This is a genomic window from Anaeromassilibacillus sp. An172 (assembly GCF_002160515.1).
In the GTDB taxonomy this organism is placed as follows: Bacteria; Bacillota; Clostridia; order Oscillospirales; family Acutalibacteraceae; genus Limousia; species Limousia pullorum.
Genome location: NZ_NFKS01000024.1, coordinates 19,797 through 41,413, shown reverse-complemented (window position 1 = coordinate 41,413; position 21,617 = coordinate 19,797). Strand labels below are relative to the sequence as shown.

23 protein-coding genes are annotated in these 21,617 nt (G+C 39.4%); 1 reads left to right on the top strand and 22 read right to left on the bottom strand.

Annotation, left to right across the window (positions count from 1 at the left end):
• The first annotated feature begins 64 nt into the window (after positions 1 to 64).
• On the top strand, positions 65 to 1,738 hold the full coding sequence (locus B5F08_RS10595; protein ID WP_087379081.1) for a recombinase family protein: 1,674 nt from the start codon (positions 65 to 67) through the stop codon (positions 1,736 to 1,738).
• A 101-nt stretch (positions 1,739 to 1,839) separates the two neighbouring features.
• Here B5F08_RS10595 and B5F08_RS10590 read toward each other — a convergent pair whose 3' ends face one another.
• From B5F08_RS10590 to dtd, 22 genes are all read right to left on the bottom strand, one after another.
• Complete coding sequence (locus tag B5F08_RS10590) at positions 1,840 to 5,064, bottom strand: discoidin domain-containing protein (protein ID WP_087379079.1); 3,225 nt, start codon at positions 5,062 to 5,064, stop codon at positions 1,840 to 1,842.
• Positions 5,065 to 5,685: 621 nt separating this feature from the next.
• A complete protein-coding gene (locus B5F08_RS10585) occupies positions 5,686 to 6,546 on the bottom strand; it encodes an LD-carboxypeptidase (protein WP_087379077.1) in 861 nt (286 codons plus the stop codon).
• Between the two features lie 3 nt (positions 6,547 to 6,549).
• Positions 6,550 to 6,945: a hypothetical protein gene (locus B5F08_RS10580; protein ID WP_087379075.1), complete on the bottom strand. Its 396-nt coding sequence runs from the start codon at positions 6,943 to 6,945 to the stop codon at positions 6,550 to 6,552.
• Positions 6,946 to 7,058: 113 nt separating this feature from the next.
• A complete protein-coding gene (gene groL / locus B5F08_RS10575; protein ID WP_087379073.1) occupies positions 7,059 to 8,684 on the bottom strand; it encodes a chaperonin GroEL in 1,626 nt (541 codons plus the stop codon).
• 48 nt (positions 8,685 to 8,732) lie between these two features.
• Positions 8,733 to 9,017 carry a co-chaperone GroES gene (locus tag B5F08_RS10570; protein WP_087379071.1) on the bottom strand — a complete coding sequence of 95 codons (285 nt, stop codon included), beginning with the start codon at positions 9,015 to 9,017 and terminating at the stop codon, positions 8,733 to 8,735.
• 226 nt (positions 9,018 to 9,243) lie between these two features.
• The gene (locus B5F08_RS10565) at positions 9,244 to 10,341 is read right to left on the bottom strand and encodes an ABC transporter substrate-binding protein (protein WP_087379069.1); all 1,098 of its coding nucleotides are present in this window, start codon (positions 10,339 to 10,341) and stop codon (positions 9,244 to 9,246) included.
• A gap of 148 nt (positions 10,342 to 10,489) precedes the next feature.
• Positions 10,490 to 10,825 carry a branched-chain amino acid transporter permease gene (locus tag B5F08_RS10560; RefSeq protein ID WP_087379067.1) on the bottom strand — a complete coding sequence of 112 codons (336 nt, stop codon included), beginning with the start codon at positions 10,823 to 10,825 and terminating at the stop codon, positions 10,490 to 10,492.
• Entirely contained in the window at positions 10,822 to 11,538 is a 717-nt protein-coding gene (locus B5F08_RS10555; RefSeq protein ID WP_087379065.1) for an AzlC family ABC transporter permease, read from the bottom strand. Before B5F08_RS10555 ends, B5F08_RS10560 begins: the two co-directional genes overlap by 4 nt.
• Before the next feature lie 38 nt (positions 11,539 to 11,576).
• The gene (locus B5F08_RS10550) at positions 11,577 to 12,704 is read right to left on the bottom strand and encodes a THUMP domain-containing class I SAM-dependent RNA methyltransferase (protein WP_087379063.1); all 1,128 of its coding nucleotides are present in this window, start codon (positions 12,702 to 12,704) and stop codon (positions 11,577 to 11,579) included.
• A 211-nt stretch (positions 12,705 to 12,915) separates the two neighbouring features.
• Complete coding sequence (hpf, locus tag B5F08_RS10545; protein WP_087379061.1) at positions 12,916 to 13,455, bottom strand: ribosome hibernation-promoting factor, HPF/YfiA family; 540 nt, start codon at positions 13,453 to 13,455, stop codon at positions 12,916 to 12,918.
• Positions 13,456 to 13,516: 61 nt separating this feature from the next.
• On the bottom strand, positions 13,517 to 13,972 hold the full coding sequence (locus B5F08_RS10540) for a S1 RNA-binding domain-containing protein (RefSeq protein WP_087379059.1): 456 nt from the start codon (positions 13,970 to 13,972) through the stop codon (positions 13,517 to 13,519).
• 54 nt (positions 13,973 to 14,026) lie between these two features.
• Entirely contained in the window at positions 14,027 to 14,443 is a 417-nt protein-coding gene (locus B5F08_RS10535; protein WP_087379058.1) for an FtsB family cell division protein, read from the bottom strand.
• A 6-nt stretch (positions 14,444 to 14,449) separates the two neighbouring features.
• Positions 14,450 to 14,893, bottom strand: a complete 444-nt coding sequence (yabQ, locus tag B5F08_RS10530) for a spore cortex biosynthesis protein YabQ (protein WP_087379056.1) — start codon at positions 14,891 to 14,893, stop codon at positions 14,450 to 14,452.
• A 10-nt stretch (positions 14,894 to 14,903) separates the two neighbouring features.
• Positions 14,904 to 15,182 (bottom strand): sporulation protein YabP, encoded by a 279-nt coding sequence (gene yabP / locus B5F08_RS10525; protein ID WP_087379054.1) that lies wholly within the window; start codon positions 15,180 to 15,182, stop codon positions 14,904 to 14,906.
• 56 nt (positions 15,183 to 15,238) lie between these two features.
• The gene (locus tag B5F08_RS10520) at positions 15,239 to 15,478 is read right to left on the bottom strand and encodes an RNA-binding S4 domain-containing protein (protein WP_087379052.1); all 240 of its coding nucleotides are present in this window, start codon (positions 15,476 to 15,478) and stop codon (positions 15,239 to 15,241) included.
• A gap of 113 nt (positions 15,479 to 15,591) precedes the next feature.
• Positions 15,592 to 15,879: an HU family DNA-binding protein gene (locus B5F08_RS10515; protein ID WP_087379050.1), complete on the bottom strand. Its 288-nt coding sequence runs from the start codon at positions 15,877 to 15,879 to the stop codon at positions 15,592 to 15,594.
• Between the two features lie 36 nt (positions 15,880 to 15,915).
• A complete protein-coding gene (mazG, locus tag B5F08_RS10510; protein ID WP_087379048.1) occupies positions 15,916 to 16,713 on the bottom strand; it encodes a nucleoside triphosphate pyrophosphohydrolase in 798 nt (265 codons plus the stop codon).
• 48 nt (positions 16,714 to 16,761) lie between these two features.
• Entirely contained in the window at positions 16,762 to 18,540 is a 1,779-nt protein-coding gene (locus B5F08_RS10505; RefSeq protein ID WP_087379046.1) for a putative polysaccharide biosynthesis protein, read from the bottom strand.
• Positions 18,541 to 18,638: 98 nt separating this feature from the next.
• Positions 18,639 to 19,013, bottom strand: coding sequence for a zinc ribbon domain-containing protein (locus tag B5F08_RS10500; protein WP_087379044.1), 375 nt, complete (start codon positions 19,011 to 19,013; stop codon positions 18,639 to 18,641).
• A gap of 20 nt (positions 19,014 to 19,033) precedes the next feature.
• The gene (gene hemZ / locus B5F08_RS10495) at positions 19,034 to 20,482 is read right to left on the bottom strand and encodes a coproporphyrinogen dehydrogenase HemZ (RefSeq protein WP_087379042.1); all 1,449 of its coding nucleotides are present in this window, start codon (positions 20,480 to 20,482) and stop codon (positions 19,034 to 19,036) included.
• A 36-nt stretch (positions 20,483 to 20,518) separates the two neighbouring features.
• Positions 20,519 to 21,148, bottom strand: a complete 630-nt coding sequence (locus tag B5F08_RS10490; RefSeq protein ID WP_087379040.1) for an MBL fold metallo-hydrolase — start codon at positions 21,146 to 21,148, stop codon at positions 20,519 to 20,521.
• The gene (dtd, locus tag B5F08_RS10485; RefSeq protein ID WP_087379038.1) at positions 21,145 to 21,600 is read right to left on the bottom strand and encodes a D-aminoacyl-tRNA deacylase; all 456 of its coding nucleotides are present in this window, start codon (positions 21,598 to 21,600) and stop codon (positions 21,145 to 21,147) included. The genes B5F08_RS10490 and dtd overlap by 4 nt, the downstream gene beginning before the upstream one ends.
• Positions 21,601 to 21,617 lie beyond the last annotated feature (17 nt).

The window sequence follows — 21,617 nt, the reverse complement described above, 5'->3', positions numbered from 1 at the left end:
CAGTAGATATGGTAGAATAACATCACTACAAACATCATATTCGACTGTCGGAAAGGAGTTTATTTTGAACAGACAGTCAGAAAAAATTACTGCTCTCTATTGCAGGCTTAGCCGTGACGATATGCTGCAAGGGGAGAGCAACAGCATTACCAACCAAAAATCTATTGTCAGCAAGTACGCAAAGGATAACGGATTTCAGAATCCCCAATTTTTCGTAGATGACGGATATTCTGGTGTCAGCTTCACAAGACCGTCTTTTATGGAACTGATGGAGCTTGCCGAAGCGGGGAAAATCGGAACAATTATTGTCAAAGACCATTCAAGGCTTGGCAGAAACCGCCTTGTTGTCGGTCAGCTATTGGAAGAAGATTTTGTCCGTCTGGGAATCCGCTATATTGCTATTATGGACAATATTGACACAAAGGATGGATTGAGTGATTTTCTCCCTGTGCAGGACTGGTTCAATGAGATGCATGCTAAGAATACTTCAAAGAAAGTACGGGCAGTATTCCAGAACAAAGGCATGTCGGGAAAACCTCTTACAACGGTTATCCCCTACGGTTACAAGAAGAATGAAGCTGAGCCTGCCCATTGGTTAATTGACGAAGAAGCCGCCGAAGTTGTACGCAAAATATTCCGCCTATGCGTTGAGGGCTATGGACCGACACAGATAGCAAATATTCTTTTTTCGGAGGGTATAAAAACGCCAACGGAGCATTGGCAAGCACAAGGTAGAAATACCTCTGCGCTTCCTACCATACCGCATAAATGGGCGACAAGGACGGTTGCAGATATTCTGGAACGGCTTGAATATTGCGGTCATACAGTCAACTTCCGCTCTACTACTCGTTCATTCAAGGACAAGACCATGATACGCAAACCGAAAGAGGAATGGAAAATTTTTGAGAATACCCATGAAGCTATCATTGACAGCGAAACTTGGGCACTCGTGCAGGAGCTTAGAAGTCATAAACGCAGACCAAACCGCACAGGTGAAATAAGTATTTTTTCTGGATTACTCTATTGCGCTGACTGCGGGGGAAAACTGTATTATAGCGTGACGAACAATTACAGCCGAGAGCAGGCATACTTTTTCTGCTCTAACTACCGCAAGAATACGGCAAACTGTACGGCACATTATATTCGCGAAAAGGTTGTCCATGCCTTAGTGCTTGAAAGTTTGCGACGTGTCCTGTTCTATGTGCAGGCATTTGAAAAACAGTTTGTGCAGGAGCAGCTTGACAAATCAAGCGAGGAACAGCGGAAAGAAATTGCCAAGAAGCGGCGGAAATTAGCCAAATCCGAAAAGCGTATTGCGGAACTTGACGTATTGTTTCAGCGGATTTATGAGGATAACGTAGAGGGCAAACTGAGCGATGAGCGTTTTGTAACAATGTCAGCAAACTACGAAGCTGAGCAAAAAGCCTTAAAAGAATCTCTTGTCCAGTTAAAAGCAGACATTGAAATGCAGAATGACAAAGCCGCAAATGTGTCAGAATTTGTGGAGAAAGTCAGGCGTTATACGGAAATCAAGGAACTTACGCCTGCCATCGTCAATGAGTTTATTGACTACATTATGGTATCGAAAAAGCAAGTCATAGATGGAAAGACCGTATACCCTATTGATATTTACTATAATGGTATTGGTATTATCAATGCTCCATCTGCTGAAGAATATGAAGAAATGTTTCAAGAACGCTTGAAACAGAAACATTTAGATAAAGAAAAAACGGCATAGCCACAAAGACTATACCGTAATTTGATGCAGAGATGCCCTCGTACCCTTCACTTCCTTATGTGAGGGGTACGAACTCGTCCTTTTGTTTTTGCAAAATATTTTTACTTAATACCTGCTGCTATAAATCCGATAATTGTGGCATCTGTAACAGTAATTCTGCCGTCATTATTCAAATCTGCAAGGGCTGCATCGAAGTTTTCCAGCTTCATTTTCACACAATACTGCTGAACCAGTGTTGCGTCATTTATATCTATTTTTGAATCATGGTTAACATCACCAAGTTCATAGGCGTTTTGCTTTGTTGTAATTTTAAACTGATATGCATCCTGAAGATTATTAGGATGATCAAGCTCATGAGTTACAGCCAAAATGTCATATTCTGTACCAGGCTCTAATCCTTCTATTACAAAGCTTTCAACATCGTCTGAAACTTCAATCTTTTGAGTTCTGTTAATCACTACATAGTCTACTGCAAGAGGATGACCTGCATAATCAAGATAGTCTGAATCCCACTCAAGTGTTGCAGAATCAACGGCTGTAGTAATTGTAAAAGGATTATATACTATTGTCATTTCTGACTCGAGAATAGCATGTCTGTAAATCTTAACATCATCAAAATATGCGTCCTTAACGCCGCAGTTTCCGTCAGCGTCTGCTCCTAATATCAAATGCTTGCCGTCAGCATCAAGTGATATACCAGCTGAGGATACATCCTCCTCACTTACCTTTATACCGTCTGCATAGTATATAGCCTTGCCGTCACGGTCAATAGTTACAGCAAAGTTATGCCACTTGCCGTCCTGATATCTCGCACTTGACTCAGAATCAAAAGCGCCGTCTCCTGTGCTGAAATCAATGCCTTCCGCTGTCTGTTTAAATGAATATCCTGCATCTGCATCGTTTGAAGAAACATTTCCGAAAATAACTTGATCCTCAAATGTTTTTTCGCCGGCTTTATAGTTAAACATTATTGTTACATCACTGTCGTCAAGTTTCAAGACGTCACCGAAATCAATATACTGCTGAGCCTTGCCTGTACCATCATTTACAATGTGAACCGCTTTTCCTGTGTAACCCTCAACGTATTCAACATCGCCAACTACAGTGCCGTTATTTCCGTTATCTGTTCTGTCGTCTGCTGTTTCATTGTCAAAGTTTACATCAAGTACCTTACCGTTTTCAGCAGCGGGATTTGGAAGCTGGGCAACCTTATCGTACTCGCTTAAAACCTTATTATTGGCATAATCATAAAGGCTGAATTCTACTCTGTCGCTGTAAACAGATACATGATATCCTATCTGTCCGCTGTATGGAATTGACGGAACATCAACCATATAACCAAAATCAGTAGGCAATACAGTTGTGGAAGTTTTGGTTGCGTGAATGTGTCCTGTAAATAAAAATGTGTTTGGATAATCTCTCAAAACCTCTTTGATTTTATAATCCTGAACACCTATTCCGCCCCATTCAGAGCTCTTTTCAAAACTGTCTCTTAAAGGCGGATGAGCTATAACAAATACAGGCTTGCTTCCATCCTCATTGTTTTCTGCTATCTTTTCTCTTAACCACTGAAGCTGCTCATCGGATACAAACCATCTATCCTTTGTATCCCATTCTGTATTCATGACAATAAAATGGCAGCCATTTATCCATTCATCATAATATATATTATCAGAATCGTCTGTTCTGAATGGCTTATTAAGACGCATATATCTTTCATAAACCTCATCGTATCCGCCGCTCTTCCATCTTATATCGTGATTGCCGAGAGCATTTATAAACTTGAAATCATCGCTGAAATCATCAACATACTCGCCGAGCAGTCCAAAATATGTTGACATCTCTTCCTCGTTGCCATAGTCGGCAATATCTCCGCAGTTAATGATTGCAGACGTATCAGGGAACTGCTTTTTAATATCCTCAATAGCATCTGTAAGGTAGCGATAGTTGCCTGAATTAGTGTCAGTACCGGAAACATGTGTATCGCTTATAACTTCAAAAGTGGCAAGAGGTTTTTCAACAGGAGCCGGAGCATAAACATAAAGCTCTGAACAAGCTGCATGGTCGCCTTTGCTGTCGCCGTCTGTATCTGTTATAACGAATTTGAATGATTTTGCCTTTATTGGGTCAAATGTAATAACACTGGGGTAACAAAAATCTTTTTCGTCCTCTGTATATCCCATGTCACCATTTTCAATTACGGTTATTTCGTTTCCATTTTCATCAGTGACAATAAGGTTGTATTTAAGCCAGCGTCCGTTTGCTTGGTTTGCTCTTGGCTGGTATGTAATCTGAGAAATCTCCTTTACCCCGCCTAAATCCACTGTTATCCAGTGAGGATGATCAGGTGTTATAACATGAGCAGGACTTCTCCAATCTGTGTGCCACCATGTTGCAACATTATTATCCAGTACAGCATCTGCACAGGCATCTCCGTCCTGAATTTTATCGGTGTACTGAGAACAGGCTTCCGCACTCATATCAGCTCTGTCAAGCTCCAATGGCTTAACAGCTTCTGCGGCGTCATTAAAGGTTTTTATTGCTCCACGGAGATCTTTAGCGGCCGTTTCAACATTTGCATCATCTCCGGTTTCCTCAGCCTCTGCTAAAACCTCTTCGGCTTTAGCTATAGCATTTAAAAGTGCGTATTTTGCCTGAGTAGTTTTTTCGTCTGCATTGAGCTTTTTAGCTTCTGCAATAACTGATTTAAGACTGTCAATAGGATTTGCAGGTCCGTAGAAATAAAGCTCTGCACAATCAGCATGATCCTGAACTCCTCCCTGACCGTCTGTATCGGTTATAAGAATTTTAACGGACTTTGCTGTTACAGGATCGAATACTATATCTCTTGAGGTAAAATCTCCATCGTCCTCAACATAATCAAAAGTACCATTTTCGATAATCTTAACTTCCTTGTCATTTTCATCTGTAATAATAACATCAAATTTGAGCCATCTTCCATTGGACTGAGTGTTTCTCGGCAAATATGTGATTTTAGAAATTGTCTTAGCCCCGTTCAAATCAATATTTACCCAATGATATGGATGTTCCGGTCTTATAATGTCTGCCGGAGAATTCCAATCGGTATGCCACCATGAGTTTTCATTACCGTCGAGCATTGCCTGAGCACAGCTGTCGCCGTTACAAATATAATCTGTATACTGTGTACAAGCCGTGGCAGTCATGCCTGTTCTGTCGAGTTCCAGATATCCGTCTGTTCCGGTATTTTCAGCAAAACCACTGAAAACAGAGCCGCAAGCAACAGATGTAAGCATTGAAGCCGAAAGCAGAACAGAAATTACATTTTTCCTTGCTAATATTTTCATTTTTTCCTCCTATTAAGGTATACAAATAATTTATAAATAAAATTAGATTTATTGTTAGCAAAATAAGGATATTATCACACAATTATAAACTAATATTGTCATTCATCTTCTCTTAATCAACGATAAGCTTACATAATAATATTTCCAAAATTGTTTTGCTGCACAATCATAGCCGATAGCATTACAGCTAAATCTCTGTTAATTATTCGCTTATATCAAAAACTACCTCCCTTTATCGGATTTTAAAAATATGCCCTTCTCATCAATTTTCATAAAATTATTATAATTATTATTTAAAATATATTTTCGTATATATTATATTTTTCAAGTGTATTATTATTTATTAGTAAATTGAGTTTAAGGCCATATCCTATCCGTTTCTTTTTTATATTTTTTCCAAACACCACTCCTATCGTTATTTATTTTTCTCTTTGCAGTTATAAAAAATGAAATAACAATTTTTCTATAAATTTATTTTAGCATATATGCAGCTCTTCTTCTTTCAATATTTCATTTATTTTTTCAATATTCGATATTTTTTAATAAATTTCACATTAAGGTATAATCAACTATATAATAAATCCAGCCGTCGGCTTTGTTTGTCCGACGGCTGGATAATTTTTATCTTTTTATTATTTCAATTTTTTCTCCAATCTTTACTGCCTTTGAAAATGGGCTGTGACCTATTTCTTCGGTTTTGACAACAGGTGTCTTTTCATCAATAAAATGCAATGCTATTTCCTCTATGGCTTTTGTTTCCTGTTCCTTTTCAAGCTGTGTGAATGTTCCAAGTATTACTCCGTTTACTTTTTCAAAAGATTTTAAGCTTTTAAGCTGTGCAAACATGGAAGTGATTTTTGGAACATCCCCTCCAAGGCTTTCCAAAAGGAGAACCTTTCCGCTTAGGTCAGGAAAAAACTCCGTTCCCGCCAGTTTTAAAAAGCACCTTATATTTCCGCCTATCAAAATGCCTGAAAAGCTTTCTCCCCTTAAAAACCTGTATTTAAAATTCAGAAAATCATCGCTTATACTCTTATTAAAGTCATTAAACCTTTGTAAAGGGCTTTCTGAGCCGCTGTGCTTGATTATATTTCTTATTTGATACAGGAATGAGCTTGCTGAAGTTTTGCTGTACAGGGCGTTTATAAGGGCTGTAAGATCACTGTAACCAAAAAATGGCTTAGGGTTATTTTTTATAATATCAAAATCCAAGTAATTTAAAATTGTATTTGATAAATCTCCCCCTGATATGTCGAATATGGCGTCAACTGTTTTATCCTTATAAAAATTTAAAAGTGCATCTGCCCTGTTTTTTTCTGTTTTTAAAAATGACAAAACATCATCTGAAAATATGCAGGGACTTTCCGCTGTTTCTATTCCTATTGTCTGCAATATGTTTTTTAATTTTTCTATCTCATTTTTTCTATCTGTTGAAATGGGATTTGAACAGCACACAAGGGCGGCTTTTCTTATTCTCTGCATAATTTAACCTCTCTTTTTCAATGCATAAATACCACACGCAACGACACCTAAAACAGCCTCTATAATTATGGGAACACTTATAGGTATTTGAATATTAGGATAAAAAGAAAACACAACCATATAAATCTGACATGTAAACAACACTATAAGAAGTGTAAAAAGAACAATCGTTGAGAAAGTCATAAATCTGTTTTCAAAATAATTCATTAACGGAATAAGCATTAAACCAATTACTACAGGTAAAAAGATAAACCATTTACTTCCGTATGAGCTTGCCTGAGTGCCGTTCCACTGTATGGCGATATTATACGGAAGAATAAAAAATGATATTACAGCAAACACAGCCATAACAGAAATACTGATAATTTCACAAATTGATTTTTTATCTTTTTTAATCACTACTATCACTCCGTTTCATAAGTCAATTATATCACACAAAACAAAAAAGTACAGCAAAAGCCGAAGCCTTTGCTGTACATATATTAAGATATTCTAAAGGAGTAAACTTTTTATCAATACATTCCGCCCATATCAGGTGCAGCTGGAACTGCTGGTGCAGGCTCCTTAATATCTGTTACCAATGACTCTGTTGTGAGAACCATTGCTGCAACAGAAGCTGCGTTCTGCAATGCGCTTCTTGTAACCTTAGTTGGGTCAACGATACCTGCAGAAATCATGTCTGTGTACTCTTCTGTAAGTGCGTTAAAGCCGTATCCAACCTTACCGGCTGATTTTACGTTGTTAACGATTACAGAACCCTCAAGACCTGCGTTAGCTGCAATCTGACGAAGTGGCTCTTCCAAAGCTTTAAGAACAATCTTAACGCCTGTTTTCTCATCGCCCTCTGTCTTGTTGTAAAGCTCTTCAACTGCCGGAATAGCGTTGATAAGTGCGATACCGCCGCCTGCAACGATTCCCTCTTCAACAGCTGCCTTTGTAGCTGCAAGAGCGTCTTCGATTCTGAGCTTCTTTTCCTTCATTTCAATCTCAGTAGCTGCACCAACCTTGATAACTGCTACGCCGCCTGCAAGCTTTGCAAGTCTTTCCTGAAGCTTCTCACGGTCAAAGTCAGATGTTGTTGTTTCAATCTGTGAACGAATCTGTGCAACTCTTGCTGCTATCTGACCCTTATCGCCTGCGCCGTCAACAATGATTGTATTTTCCTTGTCAACCTTAACCTGTCTTGCAGTACCGAGCATGTCAAGTGTAGCCTCTTTAAGCTCAAGACCAAGCTCTGATGTGATTACTGTACCGCCTGTGAGGATTGCGATATCCTGAAGCATTTCTTTTCTTCTGTCGCCAAATCCAGGAGCCTTAACTGCTACGCATGTGAATACGCCTCTGAGCTTATTGAGTACCAATGTTGTCAGTGCCTCGCCCTCAACGTCCTCAGCGATGATGAGGAGCTTTCTGCCTGACTGAGCGATTGGCTCAAGCAAAGGAAGAATTTCCTGAGTATTAGAAATCTTCTTATCTGTGATAAGGATATATGGATTGTCAAGCTCTGCAATCATCTTATCTGTATCTGTAACCATGTAAGGTGCGATGTAACCTCTGTCGAACATCATACCCTCAACAACGTCGCTGTATGTCTTTGCTGTCTTTGACTCTTCAACAGTGATAACGCCGTCCTTTGTAACCTTCTCCATTGCCTCTGCAATAAGGTTACCGATTTCCTCATCAGCAGAAGAAACTGTTGCAACTCTTGCGATATCGTTGCTTCCCTCAACAGCCTTGCTGTTCTTTGTAAGAGCCTCAACTGCTGCCTCAACTGCATTTGCGATACCCTTCTTAACTACCATTGGGTTTGCGCCTGCTGTAACGTTCTTCATACCCTCACGGATGAGAGCCTGTGCAAGCAATGTAGCTGTTGTTGTACCATCGCCTGCGATGTCATTTGTCTTGATTGAAACTTCCTTTACAAGCTGTGCACCCATATTCTCAAATGGGTCGTCAAGCTCGATTTCCTTTGCGATTGTAACACCGTCGTTTGTAATAAGCGGTGCGCCGAATTTCTTGTCTATAACAACGTTTCTGCCCTTAGGACCAAGTGTAATTTTAACTGTATCGGCAAGCTTGTCGATACCTTTCATAAGTGACTTTCTTGCTTCCTCACCATATGCTATTTGTTTTGCCATGATAAATTGCCTCCATTTATTTATACTATTCGCTTATTATCTTTTTAATTATTCTACAACTGCGAGAATATCGGACTGACGAACGATTGTGTACTCTTCGCCGTCAAGCTTAACCTCTGTGCCTGCGTATTTGCTGGAAATAACCTTGTCGCCGACATTTACATACATCTTAACCTCTTTTCCGTCTACAAGGCCGCCAGGACCAACTGCAACGATTGTTGCAAACTGTGGCTTCTCCTGAGCTGCAGAAGAAAGGATAATTCCGCTCTTTGTTGTCTGCTCAGCTTCCTCAACTTTAAGTACTACTCTGTCAAGCAATGGTTTAATATTCATAATATATATGTCCTCCTTTAAATAGCTATCATCGTTTAGCACTCTTTATCCTTGAGTGCTAAGTATATTTTATACCATATCTTTGAAAAAATCAAGTGTATTTTGACCTTTAAAGGGAAATTTTTTAAATTTCATAAAACTGACACATTGTCATATCCTTTACAAACACAAAAAAAGCAGGAAATAAAAATATACTCCTGCTTTTTCTAAATTATTCTTTTGTCTTTTATTCTTCGCTTTTCTCAGGCAATAAAACAGCTTTATTTTGAAGTGTTTCGTCAAGCTCAAAGCCAAGTTTTTCTTTTGCTTCCGTATTCACATAGAGAATAAGCTCGTTTAAGTATCTTACCGGCATCTCAGCAGGTGTTCCGTCATTTTGAAGAATTTCCACCGCCATAAGCGCAGACTGCTTACCTACATCCGCATAATCAATTCCGTATGCGATTGTACAGCCCTTTTGAACCATCTCTTCATTGCCGCCCACAACAGGAATTCCGTGCTCGTAGGCTACAGCGGTTATTTTATCTATATTATCTATCAGAAGTTCATCGTACGGCAGATATATAACATCCACCTTTTCAATCATATCAGTTATATATGAATCAAAGTCAGTGGTATCATTTACAGGATATTTGTCAAATGTCATTTCATTTGTCTGTGCCTGTGTTTCTGCCAGAGAAATCTGTGTAACTGAGCTTTCGTTTAACTCATCATATACAGCACCCACTGTTTTTGCTTCCGGGAAAACTGTTTTTATTAAATCTATCTGTTCAATACTCGGTGAATAATCAGATACTCCGGTAACATTGGCTCCGGGCGCTTCATTGGTGTCAATAAGCTCTGCTTCCTCCGGGTCATTTACAGCGCCGAAAACTATCGGGATATCCTTTGTGGCATTGTACGCTGCAACTGCGTTTTCTTCGGAAATAGCAAATATCAAATCAACGCCGCTGTCTACAATGCTTTGAGCCATATCTGAACACTTTTCGCTGTCACCCTCTGCGTTCATATAAACATACTCTACATTTACGCCCTCGGTAAAACCTCTGTGTTCCATAGCCAACACAAACTCATCGTATACGTCGCTGTATTCCTGAGAATCGTCAAACTGCATTATTCCTATTTTATACTGACTCAACTCTTCGGTAGCTGTCATTGTTGTCTGTGGTTCAGTGGAAACAGGTTCGGTAGTATCAGTATTATCTTGATCTGAGTTATTGTTTACAATATACATTATTCCAAAAATTATTGCCAGCACGATTAAAGCTGCAACCGGTATGATAAATCTAAGGTTCTTTTTCATGTAATCATTAAGTACAAACATGTAATCATTCCTTACAAAATAATTTGCCGCAGATTTACACGACTACCTATATATTAACCAATAAGAAAGTTTTTGTCAACCTTAGCGGATTTCCGTGTCCGGTTATGAAAAAAGACAACTATCCAAAAGGGATAATTGTCTTAAAATCTCATATAAAAACAAACTGCACCAAAAGCATATAGAGTACAGTTCCTCCGCCTACTGACAGGAGGAGATTGTGTTTCCATTTATGGAGTATTACTATAACCACTATAGCTATAAGCTCGGGCAAACCGTATGTTCCTGAAACAAAAGAAACATCTTTTAAGCAGTAAACCACAAGCATACCGATTACCGCAAAGGGTAAAACCTTTCCAAGATATGATATAAACGGAGGAACCGGTTTGCTCCCTCTGAAAAGCATGAAAGGCAAGGCTCTCAAAACAAATGTAACTGCCGCAATAATCAAAAGAGTTATTACGGACTGAACAGCAGTCTGGGTCATCTGGAAAGCCTCCTTTCAAGAGGCGCTCTGAACACTGTCAGCGCTGTAAATATGCATATCATAGCAGGAATAAGGAAATATGTAGATAAAAGCGGCAAAAAGCTTTTAAAAATTATAAGACACAAAGCTGTGCATCCCACACCGATAAGCGCCGGACTGTGTTCCTTTGTGCTTTCCCACTGCTCAAGAAAAATAACCACAAAGAGAGCCGTCATAACAAAGTCTATGCCCTTTGCATTAAACTCTACAAACTGTCCTATAATTCCTCCAACAGTACAGCCGGTAATCCAATAACAGTGGTTGAGAAGTGTGGTCACGAAATAATATCTGCCTTTATCTATATATTCGGGAACGTATTGAGAACACACAAGAGAATAGGTTTCATCTGTCAAACCGAACATGCAGTATATTTTTTTCACCCCTATTCCCTTATATTTTTCAATAAGGGACAGACCATAAAACACATGCCTTATATTTACCGCCAAGGTCATTATCACAGCGTTGAAAATACTGAATGGCTTATTCAGCAAATCAACCGCTACATACTGCATTGAGCCGGAATAGACCGTACTCGCCGTAAAGGTTGTCCACAAAAAGTGATATCCGCTTTTTGCCAAAAGCACACCGAAACCACATCCAAGAAAAAGATACCCGAATAATATGGGTATTGTCTTGGGGAAGGCAACCTTAAATACATCTTTGTAAGAACTCAATTTTCATCACCCGCAAATTTTGTACATAAAATTAAAGCTTATTTCTTTTTAACGCCATACATATAAACCTGGCATTTTATCATTCCGTTATAAAGCTTTCTTCTTTTATCGGCTTTTCTGCCGAAGCATTTTTCAAAGTCATCATCAGGACTTATAACTGTATATCGTATATCCGGAGTATGTTTATAGTTTTCTCCCAGCACCTTGTAAAGCTCTTCGGCACTCTTCAAATCCAGAAGTCTTTCACCGTATGGAGGGTTTGTTATAACCGTACAGCGTTCCTCAGGACATCTAAACTTTCTCACGTCGCCGTATTCAAATTTAATCATATCTGCGACGCCGGCTTTTTGAGCATTCTCCAAAGCAGTTTTTAAAGCTTCTCTGTCTATATCGTAACCGTAGCCCCTAAAGGTGCAGTCCTCACGTTCTGACTCCTTTGCTCTTTTCCTCTCCTCTTTCCATATATAGGAAGGAATCTGACTCCATTTTTCGGCGGCAAAATACCTATTTATACCCGGAGCGATATTTTTCGCCTTTAAAGCAGCTTCAATCAATATTGTTCCGCTTCCGCACATTGGGTCTGCAACCACATGATTTTTTCTGACGCCGGATATTTCAGCCAACGCTGCTGCAAGGGTTTCTTTAATAGGCGCATCGTTTGCCTTTTCTCTGTATCCACGTTTGTGAAGTCCTGCTCCGGAAGTGTCAATCATCACGCTTACTCTGTCCTTGAGAATAAGAAACTGTATCTGATGAACCGCTCCGGTTTCCTCAAACCATGGAAGCATGTATTTTTCTTTTAATCTTTCCACAACCGCCTTTTTGATAATCTTCTGGCAATCCGGAATACTGTGAAGCTTAGAGCTTAAACTTCTTCCCTTTACCGGGAAAGCATCGGTTTTTGATATAAATTTTTCCCATGGCAGGGCTTTTACACCCTGAAAAAGCTCTTCAAAGGACAGAGCTTCAAATTCGCCCATGAGAATCTGTATTCTCTCCGCATATCTTGAGCAGATATTTGCTCTCGCCATCATTTCAAAGTCACCTTTGAAAATTACTCTGCCGTTTTCCGGGGAAACTTCCTCTGCCCCTAAAAATCTAAGCTCGTTGCCAACCAGACCCTCTATTCCCAAAAGGCATGGCGCTGAAAAGGTATATTTCGGCATATTATTCTCCTGTCGTTTTTATATTTTTAAAAACAGCCACAATTAAGGGTACCGGGAAATCCCGATACCCTTTGTTCTCTGTTTAACCGCCCGAAGGCTTATTTATTTCTGTATCGTCATCAAATGCTTTTTTATTCACGTTAAGTCGTTGTACCTCAGAATATCTATTAAACAAAGCGAATTTTTACCTTGCCGCTGTGCGGCAGTAATGTTATTCTTCGATGGTTGGCTCCAAAAGTCCGTATGCGCCGTCCTCACGCTGATATACAACATTAGCTTCGTTGGTATCGGCATTTACAAACATATAGAACTTGTGACCAATCATATTCATCTGAAGAATTGCCTCGTCTACAGTAATTGGCTTAACGGGAACCATCTTTCTTCTAACAAGATGATAATCGTCCTCAACGTCTTCAGGTTCTGCAGTATCTCCAACAACAAGGTCGTCGATTGAACCTTCTCTCAACCTGCGGCTGAGTTTCGTCTTGTTTTTTCTTAACTGCCTTGACAACATATCTGTTACTGTATCTAAGGCATTGTTCATCTCAGCCTGTGAATTCTCAACACGATAAATCATACCGTTATCTCTGATTGTGATTTCAACAGTCTGACGATTTTTCTCAACCGTCACAACAACGCTTGCTTCTGCATCCTCGGAAAAAATCTTCTGGAATTTTGAAAGCTTCTTTTCTACCCTCTCTTTGAAATTATCTCTGAGTGTAACTTTTCTTGCTGTGTAAGTAATCTTCATAACAATGCCTCCTTTTAAGACCTTAAAAAATCCAAGATCTTATTTTTACATTATTTATTTTTTATCTTCTGCCGTTGCCATTGCCTCTGCGGCTGTAGCCACGGCTTTCTCCGGCTCGTTTAAGGTCGGACATCTTGTCCTCGCTTGTCTGTTTAAATTTTGACATCATATCTTCAAAGCTTACCGGACCATCAGATCTTCTTGAGGGCTGCCATTCAAAATTTCCCGGTGATGTTACAGGAGCTGCCGCCTCTCGTGGCTTTCTCTTTGCAGGTTTTTTCTGTTCAACTGCCTGCTTCATTGAAAGACTTACCTTTCCTTTTTCTCCAAGAGAAAGAACCTTTACCTTTACAACCTGATTTTCCTTTACAAAGTCTCTGATTTCACTTACATATGTAGAAGCTACTTCTGATATGTGAACCATACCTGTTGTACCGTCCGGCAAATCAACAAATGCGCCAAACTTAGTAATTCCAGAAACTTTGCCTTCTAATATGCTGCCAACTTCAATTGCCATAAATTAAAATACCCCTTATGTTTTTAAAAATCCTTATTTATATAACAGATTATTTTATGAACCTGTAACATTTACAAAAACTCTTTCGCCGTTTTTAACATAGTCCAATTCGCTTCTGGCGATTTGCTCCATGTATTCGGCGTTTTCCTCGTCACTGTAATTTTTCACATTTTGAATTTCCTCAATTTTGATTTCCTGAACCATAATATCGGTTTCAAGGTCGCTGAGAGTCTGCTGTTTTTCAAGAATCTCAATATGCTGATTCAAAAGTGTTACTACGGCATAAACCGCAAAAACAACAAGTGCTAATTTTATTGTAAGACCAATTTTATTGATCTTTTTCTTTTCCGGTTTTTTTATTTCTTTAAGCTCCGGCTTACCGTATGTTTTGGAAGCGGAGGATTCCTTTACAGTTCCGGAAAGATTATCCTTTTTATCAGCAGTGGTTTTTGTCCTATTTTTTACTGCCAAAAGACTTCACCTTTTTCCTTTCGATAAAAAAATCTTTCTATATACCTTTACAATATTATACAACATTTTGTTTATATTTTTCAATAGTGTTTTGAGAAACTTTTGAAAAAATTTCTTTACAGCGGCGGAAATTTTTGCCGCAGCTGTAAAAATAAAACCGTACAGTTTTCCGGTCAGCTGTCCTATGGTCAGCCTCAAAACAGCAAAGGAAAAAGCGCAGGCAAATATTGTGTACCAGCGCACCACTCCGCTGCTGAATCCCAAAGCAAATGTAAAGACCGAAAAACCTGCCGCAGTCATAAATAGAATGTCGCAGATAAAATTTGATATAAAGCTATTTGAAAAAATCCTGCGTATCAAGCGAAAAACCTCATATTCCCCGTACACAAAAGCTCCCAGCACAAATGACCACAGCAGGCAGTGGTATTCCATTTCTATAGTAACTTCCATAAGATACCGCCTACCTGAACAGCTTGGAAACAAGACCCTTTGAGGGTGTACCGGCTGTTGTATACTGCATGGCGTTTACATTGCCCTCAACGGTTACATCGCCTGTATCAAGGCTCAGCCTTGTTATATGCAGTCCTGTGCCCTTTATCACAAGGCCTCCCATTTCGGTTATAAGACTTACGGTCTGCTCGTCAAAACCCGAAACATCACGGACGCCTGTAAGCTCCATTTTTCTGCGGTTGTCGATAATAACGTTATGTGGTTTGGTCTGTATGTTATTTTCGTTCATAGAATCGCCTCCTGAGTAAATTATATGGAAACGATTTAATTTATATAACTACATTATCAAACCGCTTTATACATGCTTCCTGCATCCTCTTTTTTTGCGTATTCGTTAACACTTACCACTTCAATTTTGATGGTGCGGGCTCCGAATGCTATTTCTATAACATCGCCCACCTTTACATCATAGGAAGCTCTTGCAATTTTTCCGTTTACCTGAACCTTGCCTGCGTCACAAGCCTCATTTGCAACTGTTCTTCTCTTTATAATTCTGCTGACTTTAAGATATTTATCAAGACGCATTTTCTTTCTCCTCTTTGTTTCCATATTTGATGTTATAACCATCTGTTTAATTAAAACTTAAAATTTTTAAAAATATAAAAAACAAAGGACCGACAAAATGCCGGTCCAAAAAATTACTCCTGTGAATCCTTATTTACGGCATCCTTGAATGCTCTTCCTGGCTTAAAAGCCGGTACCTTTGAAGCCGCAATTTCGATTGGCTGGTTAGTTCTTGGGTCACAGCCTGTTCTTGCGTTACGGGTTCTCTGCTCGAAAGTACCAAAACCTACAAGCTGAACTTTCTCACCTTCAGCAATGGTCTCTACTATTGTGTCCAAAACAGCATTGATTATCTTTTCTGCGTCCTGCTTTTTTACTTCGCACTTTTCTGCCACCGTTGAAATGAGTTCTGTTTTTTTCATAATTCTTCCTCCGTAAAACAAATATATATTAAAAATTTAATTACTGATTTTTTTAGCTTCATCCCAAAGTTCATCAAGAACTTCAATTCCCGCTTCCTTCATATTTATATCCTTTTCGGAAGCAAGCTCTTCAACCTTTCGAAATCTCTTGGCGAACTTGTCACAGGCATCGTAAAGGGCTTTTTCTGAGTCCTCTTTGAGAAAACGTGAAACATTTACCACTGCAAACAGCAAATCGCCCAATTCCTCGTGGATGTTTTCTTTGTCTGAGCTTTTTACAGCTTCTTTAAGCTCGGAAAGTTCCTCGGAAACCTTTTCCATTGCTCCGTTGACGTCGTCCCAGTCGAAGCCTACTTTGGCGGCTTTCTGCTGAACCTTTGTGCTTCTCATAAGGGCAGGAAGGCTCTTTGCCACGCTGTCAATAGCGTCGGACTGAGTTTTCTGTGACTTTGTTTTCATCTTTATGTTGTCCCAGTTTGTGAGCACCTTATCGGATGTTTCGGCAACAACATCGCCGAAAACATGTGGATGTCTTACGATGAGTTTCTTGCAGACACCGTCGCACACATCGTCTATATTGAAACCGCCCTGTGACTGTTCAATCTCAGAGTGAAAAACAACCTGAAGCAAAACGTCTCCAAGTTCCTCTTTTAAAAGCTCTGAATCTTCTGTGTCGATGGCTTCTATTGCCTCGTAAGTTTCTTCAATAAAGTTCTGTCTTATGCTCTTATGGTCCTGCTCACGGTCCCAGGGACAGCCCTCGGGGGATCTGAGTATTTTCATTATTTCAACCAGGTCGTTAAAACCGTATGAATCCTTTTTTATGTAATCCAATACAATCACCCCTAAAAAAACAATACATACATTTTAACCTAAAATACTTCATTTTTCAAGTAGTTTTTCGATTTTTTCGCCCCCGGGAAATATTTTCATTTCTTCGGCAGAAAATGTCCGCAAAAGCACCAAAAATATCGAATAAATCACCGCAGAAACAGCAATAGATAACAAAACGGCAATTTTTTGAAACATTACCGAGGCAAATACATTATATATTGCCGCCGCAAAAGAGCAACATATTATAGCTGAGATAAGGGGTTTCAGCACACAATTAAGCAGATTAGGCCTTACTTTTGCGTGCTTGCACAGACAGTAAAAAAGCCCGAAAAAGATGTATATATAGGCAAGAAGCGAGCCTACTGCCGCACCCTGAATATTTAGATTTACGTTTCTCACAAATAGGTAATTTATAAGTATTTTTATTCCCATTCCCACAACAAAAAATTTAAGAGGAAGTGATATTTTACCTATTGCCTGAAGCATACTGCAAACAGGCGTACATGCGGCAATAAATATAACAGACAGTCCCATAATTTTCAGAACTTTTGCGCCGATTACAGCCACATTTCCGCCGAAAAACAGACTCATAATCGGATACGACAAAAAGAACAATCCAAGCCCCGAAGGCAGTACAATCGCCATTGTAATTCTTATCACTGTTTCTATGGATTTCTTTATTTCCCTTTTGCTTCCCTTTGTAAAAGCCGTTGTGACGTTTGGCATTGCGCAGGTTCCAAGCACCTGAGTAAGGGCTGTTATAAGCTGCATTATCGTCAAACTACAGCTGAAACATCCGAACAGATAGGTGTGAATGGTTATAGGATTTTCCGGCGTTGGAATGGCTGGTATTGTGTGGTTTAATGCTCCGTCAAAACATCTGAGCAGCTGCTCTCTGTTTTCCACTGCGGTATGATAAATCACATGCTGTATAATGGCTGAATCTACCGTTGAACTTATGCTCATTACCAAAGATGTTACGCCTATAGGAATAGCAGTTTTAAAAATCAAAAGAAAGGTTCTTTCACTTTCTTTTCTTTCAATGGGTTTTAAATAATACTCCTGGGGAATACCTCGCCTTGATTTTCTGTATTTGCAGATAAGATACAAACAGGAAAAAATACTTCCCAGAGTAATTCCTCCGATTGCCGCCGCAACGGATATTCCAGCCAAAGTATTAACCGCCTCTGCTTCCGACTCAAAAGTCATTCCGAAAAAAGTCCCTGTCTTTTGATAATTGGCTGTTCCTGCAAATACCACTGCGGCGGCAAGTCCCAAACCTACAAACAGCTTGCACAAGGCCTCTATAACCTGGGAAACTGCCGTCGGCGACATGTTTCTAAGTCCCTCGAAATATCCACGGTAAACCGAAGCAACGCATCCGAAAAAAATCGTGGGCGATAGTACAAGCATTGAGTAAATTGCATAGGGCTGTTCTATAAGCTTTACATAAAAAAAGCTGCCCGTAGCCATTATCAAAAAGCATATTAAACCGGTGACCACAAAAAATGGCTTTGCGGATTTAAAAATTTTTCGCACCTCACGGAAATTCTCCCTTGCGGCGCTTTCCGAAATAAGCCTTGAAACAGCCACCGGAAAACCCGCTGTGGCTATGGTAAACAATGGTATGTAAATTTCGTAAGCGTTGCTGAAAAGTCCCGTGCCTATTCCTGCAAAATCATCTCCGAAAACGGCGAAAATTCGTGTAAGAAATATTTTGAAAAACATTCCGCATATTTTTACCGCAAACATCGCTCCTGTAAGCAGAAAGGCTCCTGTTATAAAATTAGAGGTCACGCCTTTTGCGCTGTTATTTTTTACTTTCATAATTTATCACCTGTAAAAAATGGGCGGGCACAAAGCCCGCCTCTTATGTGCTTATTAAAAAATATGCACTACTTGTCTTTTTATTACAGGTTTTAAAATTAGTCTTCGCTTTCTTCCTCAAGAGAAGCTCCGCACTTATTGCAAAAGCTTGAATCCTTTGGAACTGCGTTTTTACATTTTGGACAAATTTTTCTGTTTCTCATTGAAGCACGCTTTGCCTGAACCGCATGTAACTGCTCCATGAGTATATCTATTTCCCCTGTTAAATCCTCAAGGTCGTCCAAATCCAATGAACCGGACTTTACTTCGTTATAATAGATTCTGCCCAGCTCCGTGTACTTTTTCTCAATCTCGTTTTTGATGTTGTTTGCGCTTATTGCCAAAACAGAACTGTCGGCAATATCTGTGGCTTTTTTTCCGAAATCATCTATAGCCGCTTTTGCATTTACCATTACATCGTCAAGAATACTCATATTACTGCCTCCTTTTTATATTAAAAATATTTAGCATAAAATTCGGTTATGCCTTTTTTTCTTTCTATTATTTCATCAAATCTTGTATTGTATTCGTATGGATACTTAAAATTAAATATTCTTTCCAGTCGGTCTGTTCCGAACTCTTTAAGCTTGGTTACAGCTCCTGCTCCACATCCCAAAACCGTATGGGTTTCGTCCATTACAAACACATTGTAACTGCTTTCAAAGCCCTCTTTCGCCCAACCTACATTTTCCAGATTTCCAACCATTCGGCTCTGTCTGTAAAGATAGTAGGGCTTATATCCCAAGGCTGAAAGCTTTTCTTTTGTGTATTCCAGCATAAGTGAAGCGGTTATGCCTTCCTGCTTTAAAATCTGTTTACCCTCTGCGGTAAGTCCGGAGCTTTTCTTCATGGAGAGAGTATGGACTGTTATACTCTCCGGGTCAAGCTCGCATATACCGTCAAGTGTACTTCTAAAGCTTTCTATTGTATCTCCCGGTAAGCCTGCTATAAGGTCCATGTTTATATGTCCCACTCCCGCCTGTCTGGCAAGCTTAAAGGCGTCTATTGCCTGCTGAGCAGTATGACGTCTGCCTATATTTTCAAGTACATTGTCGTTAAGTGTCTGAGGATTAACGCTGATTCTGTCTGCTCCGCCCTCTAAAATAGCTTTAAGCTTATCAAATGTTATTGTATCAGGACGTCCGGCTTCTACGGTAAATTCTCTGCAATTGCTTAAATCAAAAGAGGATTTTATTGCGTCCAGCAGGATTTTAAGCTGTTCAGCCGACAAGGTTGTGGGAGTACCTCCGCCTATATAGACAGTTTCCAGATTAAGTTTTAAGCTCTCTGCAATTTCCGCAGTTTTCTTAATCTCTTTTACAAGCAATTCAAGATAGGGTTCTACAAGGTGTTTTGCCTTTTCCACTGACTGTGAAACAAAGGAACAATAGCTGCACCTGCTGGGACAAAATGGAATTGAAATATAAAGGCTGAAAGAATTTCTCTGAGAAAGGTCTAATATCTTTCTTTCATTCTTTTCGGTTTCACAGGCAAGGTCTGTTTTTTCTTCGCTTACAAGAAGCTTTTCTCTGAAATATTTTTTTGCCTCTCCCTCACCCATATCGTCCTTTAATCTTCGCATGAGCTTTATGGGTCTTACACCTGTAAGAAGTCCCCACTTAGGAACATATCCTGTATATTGAGTAAAAAGGTCAAAAACCAGAGTCATCAGTGCAAGCTCTTCGTCACCATCTGTCAGCGGCGCTGTTACGGTTTTGTCAAACTCACCGTCGAAGAGTCTTGCTTCCATTTTATCCTCTGTTATTGCGGTGTATACAAATGGTGGTTTCATATCTTCTCCACCCATATATTTCAAAACCGTTATTTTGTCGTTGGGGAAAAACACCCTTGTCAGGTTTTCAAGTTCATATAAATAATCGTGGTTAAAGATATATACTTCCATTCCTTTAATTCTCCGTAATAAAAATTTGTAAATTTATCAATCCATATATATATTATATTTTCTCTCGTGGTCAAGTGTTGTAGGTCTGCCGTGGCCCGGGTAAACTCTACAGTTTCCGTCAATAGCTTTAATTTTTCCAAGAGATTTTAAAAGCATATTCATATCTCCTGTAGGCAAATCTGTTCTTCCAACTGACTCACAGAAAAGCGTATCTCCTGAAATCAGATTATCTTCAAACAAAAGGCAAATTGAACCTGCTGTATGACCGGGAGTAAGCATAATTTTAATATCGGTATTTCCAAGCTTAATAATACTGCCGTCATCAACAAGCATATCAGGAACTATCTCTTCCATACCCTTTGGCGGCAAAAAGCTGCTTGAAAGGTTTATATCATTATCACCAAGGCTTGGCTTCTCCACTCGGCTTATTACAATTTCTGCATTAGTAAGCTCTTTAAGAGGAGCAGTACCATAAATATGGTCAAAATGGGCGTGGGTTAAAAATATATATTTTATTTTTGAAAAATCACAGTTTAAGCTTTTGAGAATATGAATAATCTCATCAGTTGCGGGATCAACAACTGCCATTTCACCGGAAATTGTTTCCTCAAGGAGATAACAGTTTGTCGCCAAGTCGCCCAAAGTGAATGCCTTTACATCAATCATTTTATCAGCTCCTTTGAATCTATGGTTATTGTCACAGGTCCGTCGTTCAGCAGTTCAACCTTCATATCTGCGCCGAATACTCCCTTTTCAACCTTTTTAACTCCGTTAGCTTTAAGCTCACTGCAAAAAAGTTCATAAAGAGGTTCCGCTGTTTCCGGTCTTGCGGCGTTTATGAAATTAGGTCTTCTGCCTTTCCTGCAATCTGCGCAAAGGGTGAAATTGGATATAACCAAAGTTTCACCCTCTACATCCTCAAGAGAAAGGTTCATTTTGTCGTTTTCATCTGTAAAAATCCTCAATCCGGATATTTTTGCGGCGAGAACCGCCGCATCTTTATCCGTATCCTGAGAATTTACTCCAAGTAAAATTAAAAATCCTTTATTTATCTGCCCCTTAATCTCACCGTCAACGGTTACAGAGGCATTGCTGACCCTTTGAAGTACAGCCAACATTAAAAATCATCCTTTAA